Raw genomic sequence first — 20,142 nt, 5'->3', positions numbered from 1 at the left:
GGCCGCGCCGGCCCCGGAACCCGCGCCGCAGGAAGCCCCCGCTCCCCCGCTCGCCACCAGCCCGCAGGGCGCGACCGAGATGGCGTCGGGCAGTGGCGGCGAGGGCAGCGCGGCCAGGCCTGCCGCCGCTGCCGCGCCGTCCGGCGGGCCGCAGGGCGGCGTCGATGGCGTGCGCTACGACCCGCCGCCGTCGGCGACGATGCACTATGCCAGCTTCGTCAACGGCGTGCAGAACCCCGACGGCCTGATCCGCTGGGAGCAGGACGGCAGCCGCTACCGGCTGGCGGTCGAAACCCGCGTGCTGTGGTTCCGCTTTGCCTTCCAGAGCGGCGGCGCGATGGCGGTGCAGGGACTGTTGCCGGAACGCTACGAAGAGCGCCGCCGCAACAAGACCGAGACCTCGCGGTTCGATGCCGCGGCCGGCACCGCGGTATTTGCCTCGGGCACGCAGGCGCCGTTCCCGCCCGGCGCGCAGGACCGCTTCAGCGTATTCCTGCAGCTGGTGGGGCTGGTGCGCGGCAATCCCCAGCGATATGCCACCCCCGGAGTGACGGAAGCGTTCCTCGTGGCCGACACGCGGGATGTGGAACCCATGCAAGTGCAGTATGTTGGAGAGGACGAGATCGACACCGGCAACGGCGTGATACGAGCAAAGCACTTTGTGAGGCTGCAGCGCCGTGCCAATGACCGGCGCCGCGTCGAGCTGTGGCTGGCGCAGTCGCTCGGCTGGATGCCGGTGCGCCTGCGCCAGACCGAGCCCGACGGCACCCAGATCGACCTCGTGTACCGCGGCAGGGAAGGGCAGTAGGACCGCGGCGCGCGCCTCCCGACGCATCATCCAACCGAAAGGAGCCCAGCCATGACCGTTGCCACGCCACCAGCCGAAACCCACCGCATCCACGCCGAAGGCGCCGACCTGCACGTGCGCGTGGACGGGGCGGACGGGCCCTGGGTGATACTGGCCCACGCCCTGGCTGCCGACCACACGCTGTGGGATGCCACCGCGCAGCACCTGGCGCGCCGCTATCGCGTGGTGCGCCCTGACATGCGCGGCCACGGCGCCAGCGACGCCCCGCTCGGGCCCTACACCATGACGCGGCTGGCCGACGACGTGGTCGCGGTGATGGACGCGCTGCAGATCCCCCAGGCGCATTTCTGCGGGATTTCCGTGGGCGGCATGATCGGGCAGACCATGGGGCTGCGCCATCCCGAACGGCTGCTGTCGCTGGCGCTGGTGGCCACCAACAGCCAGACCCCGATGGAGGCGCACCCGATGTGGCACAACCGCATCGGCCAGGCCGAGGCCCATGGCATGGCCGGGATGGCCGATGCCACCCTCGGGCGCTGGCTGACGCCGGCCTTCCATGAGGCGCATCGCGACCAGGTGTCGCGCATTCGCGACAGTCTGGTGGCCACGCCGGTACGTGGATACGTGGGTGTGGCCGGGGCAATCATGGCTTTTGACCTTGCCGGCGCGCTTTCCCGCATTCATTGTCCTACGCTGGTAGTAGCGGGCGAGCAGGACCAGGGCGCAACCGTGGCGATGGCGCAGAGCATCGCCGCGGCGATTCCCGGAGCCAGGCTCGAGGTCGTGCCGCAAGCGGCGCACCTGGTGCACGTGGAGCAGCCCGAGCGCTTCCACGCCGCGCTGGACGCCTTTCTCGGGAATGCCGCATGCGGGGGGCAGTGCGACGTTCCGTGACAAGCAACACACTGATGTGGAAGGCTCAAGAAACTTGTTGCATTGGCCGATGCCCAATTCATGTAAGGCAGAAAATCGTGGCAACGAGGTGACCCGCACCAATAACTTGATTTCCCGCCGGTCACCCCAAGTTTGGAGGTAAAGCCGCGGCGCCCCCTCAAGGCATCAACTGAGGCAAGAACCACAAGGGCATGCCGCCCATCCATGACGCCCAGGAGGTGTGCCATGCAAATGATCTACAACAGCGACAACTACTGCATCGTGGAGTTTGGTGCGGATGTCGATCAGGCGCCGCTTGAGTTTGGTGGCTATGAAATCGTTGACAAGAACCTGAAGCGCGAAATCTTCCTCGGCGGCCATCTGGCCGAGAGCTTCCGCGCCGATGTCAAACGCCTGATTGAAAGCGAGCCATCCGTGGAGGAAGTCGACGATTTTCTCGGCAAGTTCGACAACGTCATGATGCACCCGCTGGTGATGCACTGAGCGGCTTTGCCTGGAACGATCACGCCCGCTTCGGCGGGCTTTTTTGTTGGTGGCGGGCGCTGCGGGCCGCGCTCAGTATTGTTCCCACGGCAGCCCGTCATGGCGCCAGCCGTTGACCGTATTGCGGTGGCGCTGCGCATCGAGGTCGCCCTCGAAGCCGTGCAGCACGAACTGGACGTTGGAGAAGCCCGCGCCCTCCAGTGCCCGCGCCGCCGCCGACGAGCGGTTGCCGCTGCGGCAGATCAGCAGCACCGGCCGCGCCGATGCCTGGCCCGCCAGTTTCTTCACCATCTGCACGAAATGCGGGTTGACCTCCCAGTCCGGGCCATCGTTCCAGGGTACGTTGTGCGCGCCCTTCGGATGACCGACGAACAGGTATTCCATCTCGCTGCGGCAGTCGATAAAGAGCGTCTCGGGCGATTGCGCCAGCAGGTCCTGGGCGTCGGCGGGGGAGAGATGTTGCATGGCGGGCAGGGAAGGGGGCAGCGCGAAGCGACCGGGGCGGTGACGGTTACGTCTCTCAGTGTAGGCGCCAGCGGGCCGGACAGGCAACCGCGGGTCATCGCGGGCAGCCGCAAGGCCTTGATACACCTGATAAAATCGTCCCTCTTTGGCCAGCATAGGCCACAGCAGCGGCCCGGCGCCGATCCAGCCATGGATACGCCGCAGGCCCGCCTTTCCAGAGTCCCCGCCATGAGTGCCCCTGAATCCACCGCGGCCGCGCCGCGCCCCTACACCCGGGCTGCCGAGTTGCCCCGGCTGCTGCAAGAACGCATTCTGATCCTGGATGGCGCCATGGGCACCATGATCCAGCGCTACAAGCTGACCGAGGCGGACTACCGCGGCGCGCGCTTCGCGGAACACAAGGTGGACGTCAAGGGCAACAACGAGCTGCTGCTGCTGACGCGCCCGCAGGTCATCAGCGAGATCCATGAGCAGTACCTGGCCGCCGGCGCCGACCTGATCGAGACCAATACCTTCGGTGCCACCGGCGTGGCGCAGGAAGACTACAAGATGGCGGACCTGGCGTACGAGATGAACGTCGAGGCCGCGCGCCTGGCGCGCGCCGCCTGCGACAAGTACAGCACGCCGGAGAAGCCGCGCTTTGTCGCCGGCGCCTTCGGCCCGACGCCCAAGACCGCCAGCATCTCGCCCGACGTGAACGACCCGGGCGCGCGCAACGTGACCTTCGAAGAGCTGCGCGATTCCTACTACGAACAGGGCAAGGGCCTGCTGGAAGGCGGCGCCGACGTGTTCCTGGTCGAGACCATCTTCGACACGCTTAACGCCAAGGCGGCGCTGTTCGCCATCGACCAGCTGTTCGAGGACACCGGCGAGCGCCTGCCGGTGATGATCTCCGGCACGGTGACCGATGCTTCGGGCCGGATCCTGTCGGGCCAGACCGTGGAAGCGTTCTGGAACAGCCTGCGCCACGCCCGCCCGATCACCTTCGGGCTGAACTGCGCGCTGGGCGCCACGCTGATGCGCCCGTATATCGCCGAGCTGGCCAAGATCTGCGACGCGGCGGTGTCGTGCTACCCGAACGCGGGTTTGCCGAACCCGATGAGCGACACGGGCTTTGACGAAACGCCCGAGGTCACCTCGTCGCTGGTGGAAGAGTTCGCCGCCTCCGGGCTGGTGAACCTGGTGGGCGGCTGCTGCGGCACCACGCCCGAGCATATTGCCGCGATCGCCCAGCGCGTGGCCAACAAGACCCCCCGCACCTGGCCCGGCCAGTACCGCGACGCTGCCTGAGCCCGGAGCCCGACAACATGACCGACAAGCAACTGCCCCCGCGCCCGATGCGCCTGTCCGGCCTCGAGCCCTTCACCATCGACGACGACACGTTGTTCGTCAACGTCGGCGAGCGCACCAACGTGACCGGCTCCAAGGCCTTCGCGCGCATGATCCTGAACGGCCAGTTCGACGAGGCGCTGGCGGTGGCCCGCCAGCAGGTCGAGAATGGCGCGCAGATCATCGACATCAACATGGACGAGGCCATGCTGGACTCGAAGGCCGCCATGGTTCGCTTCCTGAACCTGATCGCCTCGGAGCCGGACATTGCACGCGTGCCGATCATGATCGACTCGTCCAAGTGGGAAGTGATCGAGGCCGGCCTGCAGTGCGTGCAGGGCAAGCCCGTGGTCAACTCGATCTCGCTCAAGGAGGGCGAGGAACAGTTCCGCCACCACGCCGCGCTGATCCGCCGCTATGGCGCCGCCTCGGTGGTGATGGCCTTCGACGAGAAAGGCCAGGCCGACACCTTCGAGCGCAAGACCGAGATCTGCAAGCGCAGCTACGACATCCTGGTCAATGACGTCGGCTTCCCGCCGGAAGACATCATCTTCGACCCGAACATCTTCGCGGTCGCGACCGGCATCGAGGAGCACAACAACTACGCGGTGGACTTCATCGAGGCCACGCGCTGGATCAAGCAGAACCTGCCGTACGCCAAGGTCAGCGGCGGCGTGTCCAACGTGTCGTTCTCGTTCCGCGGCAACGACACGGTGCGCGAGGCGATCCACACCGTGTTCCTGTACCACGCCATCGGCGCGGGCATGGACATGGGCATCGTCAACGCCGGCCAGCTCGGCGTGTATGACCAGCTCGATCCCGAGCTGCGCGAGCGCGTGGAAGACGTGGTCCTGAACCGCCGCGAAGATTCCACCGACCGCCTGCTGGAGATCGCGGACCGCTTCAAGGGCGGCGGCGCGAAGAAGGAAGAGAACCTGGCCTGGCGCGGCACGCCCGAGCAGCCGGTGCCGGTGGGCGAGCGCCTGGCGCATGCACTGGTGCATGGCATCACCACCTTCATCGTCGAAGACACCGAAGAGGTCCGCCAGCAGGTCGAGGCGCGCGGCGGCCGCCCGATCGAGGTGATCGAAGGCCCGCTGATGGACGGCATGAACATCGTCGGCGACCTGTTCGGCGCGGGCAAGATGTTCCTGCCGCAGGTGGTCAAGAGCGCGCGCGTGATGAAGCAGGCGGTGGCGCACCTGCTGCCCTACATCGAGGAAGAGAAGCGCCTGCTGGCCGAGGCCGGCGGCGACGTCAAGGCGCGCGGCAAGATCGTGATCGCGACGGTGAAGGGCGACGTGCACGACATCGGCAAGAACATCGTGTCGGTGGTGCTCCAGTGCAATAACTTCGAAGTGGTCAACATGGGTGTGATGGTCCCGTGCAACGAGATCCTGGCCCGCGCCAAGGTCGAGGGCGCGGACATCGTCGGGCTGTCGGGCCTGATCACGCCGTCGCTCGAAGAGATGGCCTACGTGGCCTCGGAAATGCAGCGCGACGACTACTTCCGCGTGAAGAAGATCCCGCTGCTGATCGGCGGCGCCACTACGTCGCGCGTGCATACCGCGGTCAAGATCGCGCCCAATTACGAAGGCCCGGTGGTGTACGTGCCGGACGCCTCGCGCTCGGTGAGCGTGGCCTCGAGCCTGCTGTCGGATGAAGGCGCGGCCAAGTACCTGGACGAGCTGAAGACCGACTACGACCGCATCCGCACCCAGCACGCCAACAAGAAGGCGACGCCGATGGTGACGCTGGCGCAGGCGCGCGCCAACAAGACCCCGATCGACTGGAGCAGCTACGTGCCGCCGAAGCCCAAGTTCATCGGCCGGCGCGTGTTCCGCAACTACGACCTGGCGGAACTGGCCAACTACATCGACTGGGGCCCGTTCTTCCAGACCTGGGACCTGGCCGGCAAATTCCCCGACATCCTCAACGACGAGATCGTCGGCGAGTCGGCACGCAAGGTGTTCTCGGACGGCAAGGCCATGCTGTCGCGCCTGATCCAGGGACGCTGGCTGACCGCCAACGGCGTGATCGCGCTGCTGCCGGCCAACACCGTCAACGACGACGATATCGAGATCTACACCGACGAGACCCGCAGCAAGGTCGCGCTGACCTGGCACAACCTGCGCCAGCAGAGCGAGCGCCCGGTGGTCGATGGCGTGCGCCGCCCCAACCGTTGCCTGGCGGATTTTGTCGCGCCCAAGGACAGCGGCATCGCCGACTACGTCGGCCTGTTCGCGGTCACCGCGGGCCTGGGCGTGGAGAAGAAGGAAGCCCAGTTCGAAGCCGACCATGACGACTACAGCGCGATCATGCTCAAGGCACTGGCCGACCGCTTCGCCGAAGGCTTTGCCGAGTGCCTGCACGAACGCGTGCGCAAGGACTTGTGGGGTTATGACGCCGGCGAGCAGCTCAGCAACGAGCAGCTGATCGCCGAGTCGTACCGCGGCATCCGCCCGGCGCCTGGCTACCCGGCGTGCCCGGAGCACACCGTCAAGGGCCCGATGTTCGAGTTCCTCGACGCGGCCGAGATCGGCATGGGCATCACCGAGTCGCTGGCGATGACGCCGGCCGCATCGGTGAGCGGCTTCTACCTGGCGCATCCGCAGTCGACCTACTTCTCCATCGGCAAGATCGGCCAGGACCAGCTCGACGACATGGCGGCGCGCCGCCACGAGGACCGCGCCACGCTGGAGCGCGCGCTGGCGCCCAACCTGTAACCGGGTGCGACGGCAGGGCGGCAGGGGCGGCTGCATCGCCCCGCCGCCAGCCCGTTGATGCAACAGGGAAAACCGCCGCAGGCGGCCGGCAAAGCCGTGCCGGAGCGGCGTGCCAGGCGCCTCACAACTCCTTACAGAGCCTTTCAACTCCTCACAGACCGGCGCAGTCCGGCTCCCTAGACTGAGGGCTCGATACACGCAATCACCAGCGTGATCACCGCGGCGAATGTTTCGCCGCGGGGCATCCTGAAAGGAGTCTGTCCATGAAGAAACTGCTGCTCTCCCTCTCCGCTCTGTCGATCGCTGCCGCTTCCTCGCTGGCCATGGCCCAAGGCACCGGCGTTTCCGTTGGCACGAAGGCCGATGTCGGCGCATCGGTGACCACACCCTCTCCCGCCGCTGCAGCGCAGGGCGGCCTGAACACTGCCGGCAGCGCTGCCACGGGTGCCGCAGGCGCAGCCGAAAAGGGTCTGTCGACTGCGGGCGCGGCGACCAGCAAGGGCCTGTCGGCAGCAGGTTCGGCGGCTGACAAGGGTCTGTCGACCGCCGGCGCTGCGGTCGACAAGAGTGTCGGCACTGCTGCCGACGCCACCGGCGGCGCCGCGGCAGACGCCGGCACCAAGGCCAAGCACGGCAAGCACGCCACCAAGTCGGGCAAGAAGTCGAAGGCCGACGCGAGCGTGGATGTGAGCGCCGGTGCCGCAGCGGGTGCCAAGGCGCAGTAACCTGGCGCGCTAGTCCACAGTCACTGGCAACCAGCTACTAGCCCGGCCTTTTACCGGCGCCGGCGGCGCCAGGGCCCTCCAGGGTGTTTCAGCCCTGACGCGCCGCAGCAAAGCGGGACGGATCGCATCCGTCCCGCTTTGCGTTTGTGCGCGATCGGTGTGCCTAGTGGGCGCTGGCCCCGCCTAATGTCAGCCTGACACCGACAGCCCGCGCCCGCGCCCGGCACTACAATGACATCAACGCAGGCGGTTCCGCCTGCACCCGACTGCACCGGGCATGTGCCGGTCTGTTCAACCCAGTGGAGCCCACATGATCCGCATCCTGATCGCTGACGATCACGAGATTGTGCGTGCCGGGCTGCGCCAGTTCCTTTCCGAAGAGCCCGACATCCAGGTGACAGGCGAGGCCGGAAGCGGCGACCAGGTCATGGCGCAGTTGCGCGATGCCGAGTTCGACGTGCTGGTCCTGGACATCTCGATGCCCGACCGCAACGGCATCGACGTGCTCAAGCTGATCCGTCAGCGCAAGCCCGAATTGCCGGTCCTGATCCTGTCGACCTACCCGGAAGACCAGTACGCGATCAACCTGATCCGTGCCGGCGCTTCTGGCTACCTGACCAAGGAAAGCGCCCCGGACGACCTGGTCAAGGCCATCCGCACGGTGGCCCAGGGCCGCCGCTACGTGAGCGCCACCGTGGCCGACCTGCTGATCGGCGGGCTCGACAAGCCGACCGAGCAGCCGGTGCACCAGATGCTGTCGGAGCGCGAGTTCCAGATCTTCTGCAAGCTGTCGCGGGGGCAGTCGGTGTCGGTGATTGCCGACGAACTGTTTCTCAGCGTCAAGACCGTCAGTACCTATCGTTCGCGCATTCTCGAGAAAATGGGCATGAAGACCAACGCTGACCTGACCTATTACGCCATCAAGAACGGCCTGGTCGAATAACAGCCCACAATGGGCCGCACCGGACGAGGACCAGCAATACATAACATGTCGGAGCAGGCTTCGAACACTTCCTACCGGGCGCTGAGCATACTGCTGATTGAAGACTCGGCGGTCCTGCGAGGCATGCTGCTCGAATACCTGAAGGATTTCCCGTTCATCGAGAACGTGGACTGGGCCGATACCGAAGCCATGGCCCTGCGGCTGCTCGCCGCCGGCAAGTACGATGTGGTCATCGTGGACCTGCAGCTGCGCCAGGGCAACGGCATCAATGTGCTGCGCGCGATGCAGCGCATCGGCACCGGCGCGGTGCGCATCGTCTACACCAACCACGCCCAGGTCAGCATGTACCGCCGCCAGTGCGCCGAGGCCGGCGCGGACTACTTCTTCGACAAGTCGCTCGAGCTCGAGCAGGTGTTCCGCGTGATCGAGGAGCACGCGGCGCCGGCGCCCTGAGCCGGGCCAGCACCTCGTTCCCTCATCATTCCCTGCCTGCCTGCCGGTGCGCGTCAGGCGCGCGCCGGCTCCTGATTTTCCGGCGCCTCCGCCGGTGCCAGCACCGCTTCCGTCAGCGGCACCTCGATGCGGATGCGCACGCCCGCCTGCGTCGAGGAATCGATCTGCATGCTGCCGCCCAGCGCGGTAACGCGCTGCTCCATGCCCAGCAGCCCGTGGTGGCCGGCGGTGCTGCCGGCGTCGAAGTCCGCCGGCAGGCCCTTGCCGTCGTCGCGCACGGTCAGCGTCAGCAGGTTGTCCTGGCAGGCCAGGCTGACATCGATGTGCCTGGCTTCAGAGTACTTGCTGGCATTGGTCAGCGATTCCTGCACGATCCGGTATAGCGCGATCGCGGCCTCGTCGCGCAGTGGAGGCAGGTCCTCGGGCACGCTGACATCGGTCTCCCAGTCATTGCGCGCGCCCACTTCCTCGACCAGCTGGCAGACCGCCGCGCGCAGGCCCAGGTTCAGCAGCACCGTGGGGCGCAGGTCTTCGATCAGGCGGCGCTTGATCTGGATGCCCTGGTCCACGTGCAGCATCACGCGCGTCAGCCGCTCGGCCGCCACCGGATGGTCCTCCTGCACCTTGCGGCGCACCCAGTGCAGATCCAGCTTGATCGCGGTCAGGATGGCGCCCAGTTCATCGTGCAGCTCGCGCGCCAGGCGTGTCTTCTCGTCCTCGGTCACGCGCTGCAAGTGGGCGGCCAGCGCCGACAGCTGGCGCGTGCGTGCGCGCACCTTGCGGTCCAGCCGCACGCCTTCCTCTTCCAGCTGGGTGCGCACCGCCTCAGCCATCGACAGGCGCTTGGCGTGGCCCACGCCCACCGCCATCATCAGGGTGATGTTGATGGCGGTAAGCAGGCCGATGCCGTAGCGCGACAGCTGCACGTCGTTCTCGGCGCCTTCCAGCCGGTGCGAGACCGCGCCGGCCTCGCGCGCCTGCAGCTGGTCCAGGCCGCGGCGCGCATTGTCCATGGTCTCTTTGCCGTAGTCGGTGCGGATCAGGTCCAGCGCCACTTCCAGGTCGCGCTTGCCGTAAACCAGCGTCAGCGCCATCTCGTTGAGCTTGCTGTTGATCAGCTTGGAGGTGTCGCTGAACTGTTTCAGGCCTTCGGGATCGTTGGCATAGCCGGCGCGGATCTGCGCCATCAGTTCGGCGATGCGCGGCAGGGCCTTGTAGTACGGCTCAAGGTAGCTTTCCTTGCCGGTCAGCAGGAAGCCGCGCTGGCCGGCCTCGGCATTGACCAGCTCGCCGTTGAGCGCGGCCAGCTCGGTCTGCACGCGCTGCGAGCGGATCACGTCGGTATAGCTTTCGCGCAGGCGGATATTGCCGGTTTCCGACGCCACCAGCACCGCCAGCGTCAGCAGGATGCCGCCCGCCAGCAGCAGCGTGTGGGGGAGAAAGGACTGCTTGAACATGGGCAATTCCTGTTTAGTGAAGGCGCGCCGCTCGCCCGCCGCAGCGCCAGGGAGCGCCCATGGAATCACATCGATCGCCATGGGTCAACCTTGAAGCCGGGCCCGCGCGGGCGTCGTCCGGGTGCGTGTAGGACTCGGCTGACAGCGGAATCGGCTCGCTGTCAGTATTGGTGCGCGGGCTGGCTTTCTACGATGAGGCTATGAGCTTGCACCCCTTGGCGCAAGCCCTCACATGGGCCCAGCCAGTGCGCCTGGCGTGGTCCGATTGCTTCGGGAGCCTAGCCATGCTGCAATATGCACTCGTATTTTTCGTCATCGCCCTGATCGCCGCGATCTTCGGCTTCGGCGGAATTGCCGCCGGCGCCGTGGAAATCGCCAAGATCCTGTTCTTCATCTTCCTGGTCGTGGCGCTGGTCGCCGCGGTGATGGGCCTGGTCCGCAGGGGGCGATGACACCGGCCGCGAGCCGTCTTTCCCCACCGCCGACCGAAACTGAGGAGACCGTATGCTGACGCAGAACCCGAAAGTCAGGAAGGAACTGAACCACCTGTCCGACAGTGCCGACAGTGCCATCCGCCATATCAGGCATGCCGCGCGCGACACGCGCGACGCGGCAGCGCCGGTATCCGGCGAGGTCAAGGCGCTGATCGCCCAGCTGGAGCACACCATCGAAGTGCTGGCGCGCGAGGGCTCTGCCGAGAGCATGCGCGCCGGGCAGCGCCTGCGCGAGCGGGCCACCGACATGGCCCATCGGCTGCGCGCCCAGACCACCGACGGCATGATGCGCGCCCGCGAGCGCATGGATGGTGCGGTAGAACACGCCCAGCACCGCGTGGCCGAGTCGCCGCTGAAGGCGGTGGCGATCGCGGCGGCCGTGGGGGCGCTGATCGGGCTGCTGCTGGCCAATGGCCGGCGCCATTCAGAGGAGGATTAGGCCCGCCCCCCAGCCACCAGACCGATACCGGGACCCGTCCGGCACGCCGGGCGGGTCCTGCAAGGGAATCCCCCTTTCCGGAATCCTCGTCCGGAAGCCCGGCAGCCCACTGCGGTGCCGGGCGCTTTTTTAGGCGCGCGGCGATCGTGCCGCACGCAAGCGGGTGTCTGTTCCCGTCACACCCCCCACATCACATTGGCCCCCTCACGCTGGGAGGCACGCAGCATGTCCAGGAACGGGTAGGCGCGCTGGCCCAGGTGCAGCGGTTCTTCCTCGTCTTCGTCGTTGCCGGTGTCCGCTTCGACGGCCGAGCTGGCGGGATGGGCCTTGGCATCGGCGACCGCGGCTTCCAGCTTGTGGATCGCGGTTGGAAGCTCTTCCACGGTGATCACCCCTCGTTCCCCGAGGCGCTTGCCGATGATGCCCAGCAGCGTCATCGCCAGATCCTTCATCATGATCAGGTCCTGCGCGGCGTGGGATTTGAAGGTGATCAGCATGATGTGTTTTCCTTTCACGGAGAGGCGGGGGGCGTTCCCGCGGGCGGGAAGTCTCGCTGATTTTGGGCCCGGATTGTGGCCCGGGGCCATCCTCGCGCATGATGTCAGCATAGCACCTGATAAAATTCGGCGTTCCCGATTCCAATGCCTGTCACGCGGCGCGGCGCGGCGCTCACTGTTCCTTTGCCGTCACTTGCCGCCTTCCGGGCGACGGCGCCGCCCAAGGCGGTGCCTGAATACCTTGCCCACAGGGCTTCCGACATCCATGCTGCCTGTTCAGACCTCCAATCTTGCCGCCGCGTTCACTGATGCGGTGCGCGCGCTCGCCCCGGCCGATGCCACCCTGCCCGCCGTCACCTTCGAGCGGCCCAAGGTGGCCGCCCACGGCGACCTTGCCTGCAACGTCGCCATGCAGGTCGCGCGCGCGCTCAAGAGCAATCCGCGCGAGCTGGCCCAGCGCATCGTCGATGCCGTGCAGGCCGACACGCGCGCGCAGGGCCTGGTCCAGGCCATGGAGATTGCCGGCCCCGGCTTCATCAACCTGCGCCTGACCCCGGCCGCCAAGGCCGACGTGCTGCGCGCGGTGCTGGCCGAGGGCGACCACTACGGCGCGCGCGAGCGCGGCGTGCACGGCCAGGTGCTGGTGGAGTTCGTCTCGGCCAACCCGACCGGCCCGCTGCACGTCGGCCATGGCCGCCAGGCGGCACTGGGCGACGCGCTGGCCAACCTGCTGTCGTGGCAGGGCTGGCACGTGCACCGCGAGTTCTACTACAACGACGCCGGCGTACAGATCCAGACCCTGGCGCTGTCGGTGCAGGCGCGCGCGCGCGGCCTCAAGCCCGGCGACGCCAGCTGGCCCGAGGCCGCCTACAACGGCGACTACATCGCCGACATCGCCGCCGACTTCCTGGCCGGCAAGACCGTCAGCGCTTCTGACGGCGAGCCCGTGACCGCGTCGGGCAACGTCGAGGACATCGACTCGATCCGCAAGTTTGCCGTCACTTACCTGCGCAACGAGCAGGACATCGACCTGCAGGCCTTCGGCGTCAAGTTCGACCGCTATTACCTGGAGTCGTCGCTGTACAGCGACGGCCGTGTCGAAGCCGCGGTGCAGTCGCTGGTCGGCAAGGGCAAGACCTACGAGAGCGAGGGCGCGCTGTGGCTGCGCACCACCGACGACGGCGACGACAAGGACCGCGTGATGAAGAAGAGCGACGGCACCTATACGTACTTCGTGCCGGACGTCGCCTACCACACCACCAAGTGGGAGCGCGGCTTCACCAAGGTCATCAACGTGCAGGGCAGCGACCACCACGGCACCATCGCGCGCGTGCGCGCCGGCCTGCAAGGCCTGGACATGGGCATCCCGCAGGGCTATCCCGACTACGTGCTGCACAAGATGGTCACCGTGATGAAGAACGGCGAGGAGGTCAAGATCTCCAAGCGCGCCGGCTCCTATGTCACCGTGCGCGACCTGATCGAATGGTCCAACGGCGGCGACGAGACCATCCGCGGCTGCCTGGATACCGGCGTGGCCGACTGGCCGCAGCACTTCACCCGCGGCCGCGACGCGGTGCGCTTCTTCCTGCTGTCGCGCAAGGCCGATACCGAGTTCGTTTTCGATGTCGACCTGGCGCTCAAGCAGAACGACGAGAACCCGGTGTACTACGTGCAGTACGCCCACGCCCGCATCTGCTCGATCTTCGAGTCGTGGGGCGGCGCGGACTGGGAAGCCCGCCTGGCCGAGCTGGCCGGCGCCGACCTGTCCGCCGTGACCGGACCCGAAGCCAGCGCCCAGGCGCAGGCGCTGGGCCGCCGTCTGGCCGAGTTCCCGGACATGCTGTCGGGCGCCGCCGCCGAGCTGGCGCCGCATGCGGTCGCCTTCTACCTGCGCGACCTGGCCGGCGACTTCCACGCCTTCTACAACGCCGACCGCGTGCTGGTTGACGACGAGGCCGTCAAGCGCGCCCGGCTGGCGCTGCTGGCGGCCACGCGCCAGGTGCTGCGCAATGGCCTGGCGGTGATCGGCGTGTCCGCCCCGCGCCGGATGTAAGCAGGCGTCCGGCGCCCCCCGCGCGGGGGTACGGGGCTGTCCGGCCCCGAGGACGATGCCAGTGCTGCCGTTGGCGGCGCTGGCCCTATAATCCCGGCATCACCGAAGAGGACTTCATGCAACAGCAACGCAAGCGCGAGTCGCGCCATGTCCGCCGCAACCAGCAACGCGGCGGTACGTTCCTGGGCCTGGTGCTCGGGCTGATCGTCGGGCTGGCCATCGCCGTGGTGGTCGCCCTGTACATCACCAAGTCGCCGACCCCGTTCCAGCAGAAGAGTGCCCCGCGCCCGAGCGAGCCGGGCAATGTCACCAGCCAGCTGCCGCCGCCGGCCCAGCGCGCCGACGAGGGCCCGAGCGACCCCAACAAGCCGCTGTGGAGCAAGACCCCGGCCAAGCCGGTGGGCCAGGCGCCCGAGCCGGAACCGAAGCAGAACGGCCAGCATGGCCAGAACGGCCAGCAACCCCCGGTGGCCGTCGCCCGTCCGGCTGAGAAGCCGGTGGAAAAGCCCGTGGAGAAGCCGGCTGACAAGCCTGTCGCCAGCAAGCCGGCCGAGAAGCCGGTGGCCGACCCGATCGCCGAGATCGCCCAGGCCGATGCCAACAAGGTGGGCTACCTGCTGCAGGTGGGCGCGTTCCGCTCGTCGGACGACGCCGACCGCCAGAAGGCCAACCTGGCGATGCAGGGCTTCGAAGCCCGGATCACCGAGCGCGATGTCAACGGCGTCAAGATGTACCGGGTGCGCCTGGGGCCGTTCAACCGCATCGAAGACATGAACAAGGCACGCGACCGGCTGCAGTCGTCCGGCTTCGAGGCCTCGGTGATCCGCTTCACCAAGCAGTAAGCCGGACCGCAGGGTCAGGCGTTTATTCCGGTCGTGTCCGGCGGCACTGGCAGTAACCGCCGGTAACCGCCGCAACACGTTGTCACCAGAAGCAGCCGGCGTTTCGCTGAACCGGACGCCGCCGCCGCTGTCATACGCTCATCGTCCAACCGCAAGGCCGCACCAAGATGAAAAAACTCGCCGCACTGTTCGCCATGTTCGCCGCCGTGGGCGGCCTGCTGATGTCCGCCCCGTCCCGGGCGGCGCCCGCCGAGGGCAAGGAATACCAGGTCCTGAAGGCGGCCCAACCGGTCGCCGCGGGCAAGATCGAGGTGACCGAGTTCTTCTGGTACGGCTGCCCGCACTGCTACGATTTCGAGCCGGACCTGGAAGCCTGGGTCAGGAAGCAGGGCGGTAACGTGGTCTTCAAGCGCGTGCCGGTCGCGTTCCGTGACGACCTGCTGCCGCACACCAAGATCTTCTATGCGCTGGAAGCCATCGGCAAGCTCGACGCCATGCACAACAAGGTCTTCAACGCCATCCACGTGGACCGCAAGCGCATGACGGACCCCAACGAGATCGCCGACTTCATGGCCAAGAACGGCGTGGACCGCAAGGCCTTCCTGGATGCCTACAACTCGTTCACGGTGACCACCAACTCGCAGCGCGCCAACAAGATCGCCGACGCCTACAAGATCGACGGCGTGCCGACCGTGGTGGTGCAGGGCAAGTACGTGACCTCGCCGTCGATTGCCGGCAACAAGCAGGGCGCGATCCAGACCATGGATTACCTGGTGGATCAGGTTAAGGCGAAGAAGATGTAATCTGCTGGCGACCTTCGCAACCCGAGGGTTATCCAACACCAGTAGCAAGCCAAACGGCTGGTATCCTGTACCAGCCGTTTTTTTTCAGACTGCAACCCTGCCTTCATGCGTCCCCTCAAAGTCTTCCTCACCGGCGCCTCCAGCGGCCTGGGCCAGGCTCTCGCGCGCGAATACGCGTCGCAAGGCGCCATCCTCGGGCTGGTGGCGCGCCGCGAGGACGCGCTGCGCGAGTTTGTCGCCACGCTGCCCAACCCAGGCGCGGTGCGCGTCTACGGCGCCGATGTGCGCGATGCCGACGCCATGGCGCGTGCCGCTGGAGACTTCCTCGGCCATTTCGGCTGCCCGGACGTGGTGATCGCCAATGCCGGGGTCTCGGTCGGCACCGTCGCCAGCGAGCGCGAGGACCTCGACGCCTTCCGCCAGGTGATGGATACCAACTGGTTCGGCGTGCTGACCACCTTCCAGCCGTTCATGCATGCGATGCAGGCGCGCGAGCCCGGCCACTTCGGGCGCCGCGGCACGCTGGTGGGCATTGCCAGTGTCGCCGGCGTGCGCGGGCTGCCGGGCGCGGGCGCCTACAGCGCGTCCAAGTCGGCGGTGATCAAGCTGCTGGAAAGCCTGCGGCTGGAGCAGCGCGCGCACGGCATCCGCGTGGTCACGATCGCGCCCGGCTATATCCGCACGCCGATGACCGCGCACAACCCGTACCGCATGCCGTTCCTGACCGATGCCGACGTGTTCGCGCGCAAGGCCGTGCGGGTAATCGCGGCAGGACGGCGCTTCCGCGTGATTCCGTGGCCGATGGGCGTGGTGGCGGCGCTGCTGCACGTGATGCCGCGCTGGCTCTACGATGCGCTGGCCGCGGGCGCCCCGCGCAAGCCGCGGCGCGCCGACCCGCCGCAGGAGCCCTGACCATGTGGCGCGACGCCATCGGCCAGCAGCATGCCGCCGCCAGCGGGGTGGTGCGGATCGCGTCACTGGTGCCGTCGGTGACTGAGTTGCTGTTCGCGCTCGGGATGGCCCGGCAGATGGTGGCACGCACCGGCTTCTGCATCCACCCGGAACCGGCCGTGCGCGCGGTGCCCAAGGTCGGCGGCACCAAGGACGTGAACGTGGCGCGGCTGCGCGAGCTGGCACCCACGCACGTGGTGGTCAATATCGATGAGAACCGGCGCGAGACCGTGGACGAAATCCGCGCATTCGTGCCCAATGTGATCGTCACCCATCCGTGCGCGCCGGAAGACAACCTGGGGCTGTACCAGCTGCTGGGCGGGATCTTCGGCTGCCACGCCGAGGCCGAGGCGCTGTGCACGGCGCTGCAGGTGCAGCTCGATGCCATCCGCGTGCGCGCGTGGCCGGCTCGCCGCGTGCTGTATGCGATCTGGCAGGACCCGTGGATGACGGTGTCGCGCGATACCTATATCAGCCGCATGCTGGCATTGGCCAACTGGCACACCTGGCCCGAGGGCAGTGCCGCATTGCAGGCCTGCGCGGGCGGCGACTGCAGCCGCCCCAACGCGCCTGGCGATCGCTATCCCACCTTCCGCTGGAGCGACGCGCTGGTGCGCGAGCTCGACCTGGTGCTGCTGTCGACCGAGCCCTACCGTTTCACCGAAGACCACGCCGACGCGCTCGAGCGCCAGCTTGGCAAGCCGGTGCTGCTGGTCGACGGCGAGATGCTGTCCTGGTACGGCAGCCGCGCCATCGACGGGGTGCGCTACCTGGCGGCACTGGCGGCCGCCAACTAGGCCAGTCAGGCCGCGCGGAAGCGGATCACGCCGTCGTCGCCGGTTTCCCGCACCAGTTCGCCGCGGTGCCACAGGCAGTGCAGGTGGGCCAGCGACTCGCCCATGGCGAAGGTCATCTGGTGGATGTCGAACTGGCGCTTGAAGATCACGCTGACGATGTCGTGCGCGCTGCAGGCCTTCTCGCCGCAGGCTTCGAGCGTTTCGGCGAGGCGGTCGGCATGGTGCTCGCGCAGCTGCATGATGCGGGTATGCAGGTTGCGGAAGGGGCGGCCATGCGAGGGCAGGATCAGCACGTCCTGCGGCAGCGGTTCGTACTTGCCGAGCGAATCCAGGTAGAGCTGCAGCGAATTGCCTTCGGGCTCCATGTCGAACACGCTGACATTGGTCGAGATGCGCGGCAGCACCATGTCGCCGGAGATCAGCACATTGGTGGCGGCGTTGTACAGTGCCACATGCTCGGGCGAATGGCCGAAGCCGGTGATCACGCGCCAGGCCGAGGTCGCCGCATCGGTGCCGATCCGCACCGTGTCGCCCTCCATCATGCGGCGGTACTGCGCCGGCAGCTCCGGCACCAGCGACGGGTAGTAGGTCTTGCGCGCGCGCAGCTTTTCCTGGCTGTCGGCATCGGTCAGGCCGTGCAGCGCGAAGTGCGCGGCGGCGGCGTCGCCGCCCGCGCTGGAGCCGGCACCGGTGCCGCTGCCCATCACGCGCGCGCTCATGTAGTCGCCCAGGCTCATCCACAGCCGCACGCCGAAGCGCTTGCACAGCCAGTGCGCCAGGCCGACGTGGTCGGGGTGGCTGTGCGTCACCAGCACGCGCACCACCGGCAGTCCTTCCAGCTCATTGGCGAAGATGGTTTCCCAGTGGCCCTTGATGATGTCGTTGGTGATGCCGCAGTCGATGATGGTCCAGCCGTCGCGGCCGTCCAGGCGGTCGCGCAGCAGCCACAGGTTGATATGGTCGAGCGCAAACGGCAGCGGCATGCGCAGCCAGTAGACGCCGGGGGCGACTTCCTGCCTGGAGCCGGGCTCGGGCATGGTGTCGCCGAACGGGTATTGGAGCTGGTGTTCGAGTGCGTTCATGAGGAGTCTCGTGGTCGAAGCCTGGCGCGGGGGCGCGGGCTTTCTCGTTCTGCCGGCACGCCAAGCATTGAGCAGGGCGTGCAAGCACCGGTTGCCAGCCGATCTGGTTGACGCTAACGTAAACGTCAATCATACGGGTTCGTTTCCATCTTAAGCGAAAACTTGACTTCACAACGAACGACCGTTCACTTTCTTTGGGCAGGCTATGTCAGCGACGCCAGCGGCGGCTTCCGCCACCTACACCATCACCGACCTTGCGCGTGAATTCGACATCACGCCCCGGGCCATCCGTTTCTACGAGGACCAGGGTCTGCTGTCGCCGGAGCGCGAAGGGCCGGGCGGGCGCAAGCGGGTCTACAACGGCCGTGAACGGACCCGGCTGAAGCTGACACTGCGCGGCAAGAGGTTGGGGCTTACTCTCAATGAGATCCGCGAGATCCTTGACCTCTACGAGTCACCACGCGACACAGCCCCGCAGCTGGAGCGCTTCCTGCACTCGCTCGCGGCGCACCGGCGCACGCTTGAGCGGCAGATGGAAGACCTGCAGGCGCAACTGGCCGAGATCGACCAGCATGAGCGCCAGTGCAGGGCTTTGCTGGCCGCGCAGACCGGCAAGCAGCAGCCGGCCACGGAAGGCGGCGATGCGCCGGCCCGGACCTCGGTCGCCTGAAGCGCCACTTCCACCGGCATCCGTGCCGGATGGGATTGACGTTTACGTAAACGTCAATAGAATACCCGGACAGCGCGCGCAGCCTGTTGCTGCCGGCGACCCAACGTTCACACACCGGAACTCCGCCATGACGTCATCCAACGCCAGTGCCGTACCCGCTGAACCAGGATCGCTGTCCGCCGCGCGCGCCGACGCTATCGCCACCAGCTTTTCCCGCCAGGGGCTGATGACCACCTTTGGCGCGACCCTGCGGCGGGTGGACCGCGGCGAGGTCGAGCTGGCCATGCCGTGGTCCGACGGCGTGACCCAGCAGCACGGCTTCTTCCACGGCGGCGTGGTGGGTGCGCTGGCAGACAGCGCCTGCGGCTACGCCGCGCTGACGATGGTGGGCGAAGATGAGGCGGGCCTGACCGCCGAGTACAAGATCAACCTGCTGTCTCCCGCCCAGGGCGAACGCCTGGTGGCGGTGGGGCGGGTCCTCAAGCCCGGGCGCACGCTGATCGTGGCACAGGGCGATGTCTATGTCGAGCAGGACAGCCGCCGCAAGCAGGTGGCCACCATGCTGATGACGCTGTGCGTGGTCAAGACACTGGGCCACGTCTGAACTGACGGCTCCGGCCATCCATCCGGAACCCGACACACATACCGATTCCAAACAGGAGACCATCATGACCGAACTGCCAGGCCTGAAATTCGATCTGGGCGAAGACATCGAGATGCTGCGCAACTCCGTGCGCGACTGGGCCCAGGCCGAGCTGGCCCCGCGCGCCGGCGAGATCGACCGCACCGACCAGTTCCCGATGGACGCCTGGAAGAAGATGGGCGACCTGGGCGTGCTGGGCATTACCGTGGCCGAGGAATACGGCGGCGCCAACATGGGCTACCTGGCGCACATGATCGCGATGGAAGAAATCAGCCGCGCCTCGGCGTCGGTCGGCCTGTCGTACGGCGCGCATTCCAACCTGTGCGTGAACCAGATCCACCGCAACGGCACGCCGGCGCAGAAGGCGAAGTACCTGCCCAAGCTGGTCTCGGGCGAATGGATCGGCGCGCTGGCCATGAGCGAGCCCAATGCCGGCTCCGACGTGGTCAGCATGAAGCTGCGCGCCGAGTTCAAGGGCGACCGCTACGTGCTCAACGGCACCAAGATGTGGATCACCAACGGCCCGGACTGCGACGTGCTGGTGGTCTATGCCAAGACCGAGCCTGAGCTGGGCGCGCGCGGCATGAC

Annotated in this window: 22 protein-coding genes; 18 read left to right on the top strand and 4 right to left on the bottom strand. The window is 67.2% G+C overall.

Annotated features, from left to right (window positions below; all coding sequences use genetic code 11):
* From C265_RS05985 to C265_RS05975, 3 genes are all read left to right on the top strand, one after another.
* Positions 1-808: DUF3108 domain-containing protein (locus C265_RS05985; RefSeq protein ID WP_010812893.1), on the top strand; the 808-nt coding region annotated here is incomplete at its 5' end.
* Between the two features lie 51 nt (positions 809-859).
* Positions 860-1,702, top strand: a complete 843-nt coding sequence (locus C265_RS05980; RefSeq protein ID WP_010812892.1) for an alpha/beta fold hydrolase — start codon at positions 860-862, stop codon at positions 1,700-1,702.
* Positions 1,703-1,927: 225 nt separating this feature from the next.
* Positions 1,928-2,185, top strand: a complete 258-nt coding sequence (locus C265_RS05975; protein WP_010812891.1) for a DUF3567 domain-containing protein — start codon at positions 1,928-1,930, stop codon at positions 2,183-2,185.
* A gap of 72 nt (positions 2,186-2,257) precedes the next feature.
* Here C265_RS05975 and C265_RS05970 read toward each other — a convergent pair whose 3' ends face one another.
* A complete protein-coding gene (locus C265_RS05970) occupies positions 2,258-2,650 on the bottom strand; it encodes a rhodanese-like domain-containing protein (RefSeq protein WP_010812890.1) in 393 nt (130 codons plus the stop codon).
* A gap of 228 nt (positions 2,651-2,878) precedes the next feature.
* On the opposite strand from C265_RS05970, the gene C265_RS31995 reads away from it, so the two are divergent.
* The 5 genes from C265_RS31995 to C265_RS05945 all read left to right on the top strand — a co-directional run bounded on the left by C265_RS31995 (position 2,879) and on the right by C265_RS05945 (position 8,826).
* Positions 2,879-3,940, top strand: a complete 1,062-nt coding sequence (locus C265_RS31995) for a homocysteine S-methyltransferase family protein (RefSeq protein WP_010812889.1) — start codon at positions 2,879-2,881, stop codon at positions 3,938-3,940.
* 17 nt (positions 3,941-3,957) lie between these two features.
* Positions 3,958-6,705 (top strand): methionine synthase, encoded by a 2,748-nt coding sequence (metH, locus tag C265_RS05960; protein ID WP_010812888.1) that lies wholly within the window; start codon positions 3,958-3,960, stop codon positions 6,703-6,705.
* Positions 6,706-6,968: 263 nt separating this feature from the next.
* On the top strand, positions 6,969-7,430 hold the full coding sequence (locus C265_RS05955) for a hypothetical protein (protein ID WP_010812887.1): 462 nt from the start codon (positions 6,969-6,971) through the stop codon (positions 7,428-7,430).
* 310 nt (positions 7,431-7,740) lie between these two features.
* Complete coding sequence (locus C265_RS05950; protein ID WP_010812886.1) at positions 7,741-8,373, top strand: response regulator transcription factor; 633 nt, start codon at positions 7,741-7,743, stop codon at positions 8,371-8,373.
* A 45-nt stretch (positions 8,374-8,418) separates the two neighbouring features.
* On the top strand, positions 8,419-8,826 hold the full coding sequence (locus C265_RS05945) for a response regulator (RefSeq protein WP_010812885.1): 408 nt from the start codon (positions 8,419-8,421) through the stop codon (positions 8,824-8,826).
* Positions 8,827-8,879: 53 nt separating this feature from the next.
* Here the strand turns inward: C265_RS05945 and C265_RS05940 are convergent, their stop codons facing one another.
* Positions 8,880-10,283 (bottom strand): CHASE3 domain-containing protein, encoded by a 1,404-nt coding sequence (locus C265_RS05940; RefSeq protein WP_010812884.1) that lies wholly within the window; start codon positions 10,281-10,283, stop codon positions 8,880-8,882.
* A gap of 284 nt (positions 10,284-10,567) precedes the next feature.
* Here C265_RS05940 and C265_RS31235 point away from each other — a divergent pair, with 284 nt between their 5' ends.
* The gene (locus C265_RS31235; protein WP_010812883.1) at positions 10,568-10,735 is read left to right on the top strand and encodes a DUF1328 domain-containing protein; all 168 of its coding nucleotides are present in this window, start codon (positions 10,568-10,570) and stop codon (positions 10,733-10,735) included.
* Between the two features lie 52 nt (positions 10,736-10,787).
* Positions 10,788-11,216: a DUF883 family protein gene (locus C265_RS05930; protein ID WP_010812882.1), complete on the top strand. Its 429-nt coding sequence runs from the start codon at positions 10,788-10,790 to the stop codon at positions 11,214-11,216.
* Between the two features lie 176 nt (positions 11,217-11,392).
* Here the strand turns inward: C265_RS05930 and C265_RS05925 are convergent, their stop codons facing one another.
* Positions 11,393-11,713 (bottom strand): DUF1840 domain-containing protein, encoded by a 321-nt coding sequence (locus C265_RS05925; RefSeq protein WP_010812881.1) that lies wholly within the window; start codon positions 11,711-11,713, stop codon positions 11,393-11,395.
* Between the two features lie 265 nt (positions 11,714-11,978).
* Between C265_RS05925 and argS the strand changes: the two genes are divergently transcribed.
* From argS to C265_RS05900, 5 genes are all read left to right on the top strand, one after another.
* Positions 11,979-13,766, top strand: a complete 1,788-nt coding sequence (gene argS, locus C265_RS05920; protein WP_010812880.1) for an arginine--tRNA ligase — start codon at positions 11,979-11,981, stop codon at positions 13,764-13,766.
* Between the two features lie 116 nt (positions 13,767-13,882).
* Positions 13,883-14,608: an SPOR domain-containing protein gene (locus tag C265_RS05915; RefSeq protein ID WP_010812879.1), complete on the top strand. Its 726-nt coding sequence runs from the start codon at positions 13,883-13,885 to the stop codon at positions 14,606-14,608.
* Between the two features lie 167 nt (positions 14,609-14,775).
* Complete coding sequence (locus C265_RS05910; RefSeq protein WP_011614376.1) at positions 14,776-15,411, top strand: thiol:disulfide interchange protein DsbA/DsbL; 636 nt, start codon at positions 14,776-14,778, stop codon at positions 15,409-15,411.
* Positions 15,412-15,516: 105 nt separating this feature from the next.
* On the top strand, positions 15,517-16,323 hold the full coding sequence (locus C265_RS05905; RefSeq protein ID WP_010812877.1) for an SDR family oxidoreductase: 807 nt from the start codon (positions 15,517-15,519) through the stop codon (positions 16,321-16,323).
* Positions 16,324-16,325: 2 nt separating this feature from the next.
* The gene (locus C265_RS05900; protein ID WP_010812876.1) at positions 16,326-17,159 is read left to right on the top strand and encodes a helical backbone metal receptor; all 834 of its coding nucleotides are present in this window, start codon (positions 16,326-16,328) and stop codon (positions 17,157-17,159) included.
* A gap of 5 nt (positions 17,160-17,164) precedes the next feature.
* Here C265_RS05900 and C265_RS05895 read toward each other — a convergent pair whose 3' ends face one another.
* Positions 17,165-18,241 carry an MBL fold metallo-hydrolase gene (locus C265_RS05895; RefSeq protein ID WP_010812875.1) on the bottom strand — a complete coding sequence of 359 codons (1,077 nt, stop codon included), beginning with the start codon at positions 18,239-18,241 and terminating at the stop codon, positions 17,165-17,167.
* Positions 18,242-18,446: 205 nt separating this feature from the next.
* Between C265_RS05895 and C265_RS05890 the strand changes: the two genes are divergently transcribed.
* From C265_RS05890 to C265_RS05880, 3 genes are all read left to right on the top strand, one after another.
* Positions 18,447-18,911 carry a MerR family DNA-binding transcriptional regulator gene (locus C265_RS05890; RefSeq protein ID WP_010812874.1) on the top strand — a complete coding sequence of 155 codons (465 nt, stop codon included), beginning with the start codon at positions 18,447-18,449 and terminating at the stop codon, positions 18,909-18,911.
* Positions 18,912-19,038: 127 nt separating this feature from the next.
* The gene (locus C265_RS05885; RefSeq protein ID WP_010812873.1) at positions 19,039-19,515 is read left to right on the top strand and encodes a PaaI family thioesterase; all 477 of its coding nucleotides are present in this window, start codon (positions 19,039-19,041) and stop codon (positions 19,513-19,515) included.
* 64 nt (positions 19,516-19,579) lie between these two features.
* Positions 19,580-20,142 (top strand): acyl-CoA dehydrogenase family protein (locus tag C265_RS05880; protein WP_010812872.1); only part of this gene is annotated, 563 nt, incomplete at its 3' end.

Origin of the sequence: Cupriavidus sp. GA3-3 (assembly GCF_000389805.1) — a bacterium.
GTDB classification, from domain to species: Bacteria; Pseudomonadota; Gammaproteobacteria; order Burkholderiales; family Burkholderiaceae; genus Cupriavidus; species Cupriavidus necator_D.
Note: the sequence above shows the minus strand (reverse complement) of the source record. Positions and strands in the feature narration are given on the sequence as shown.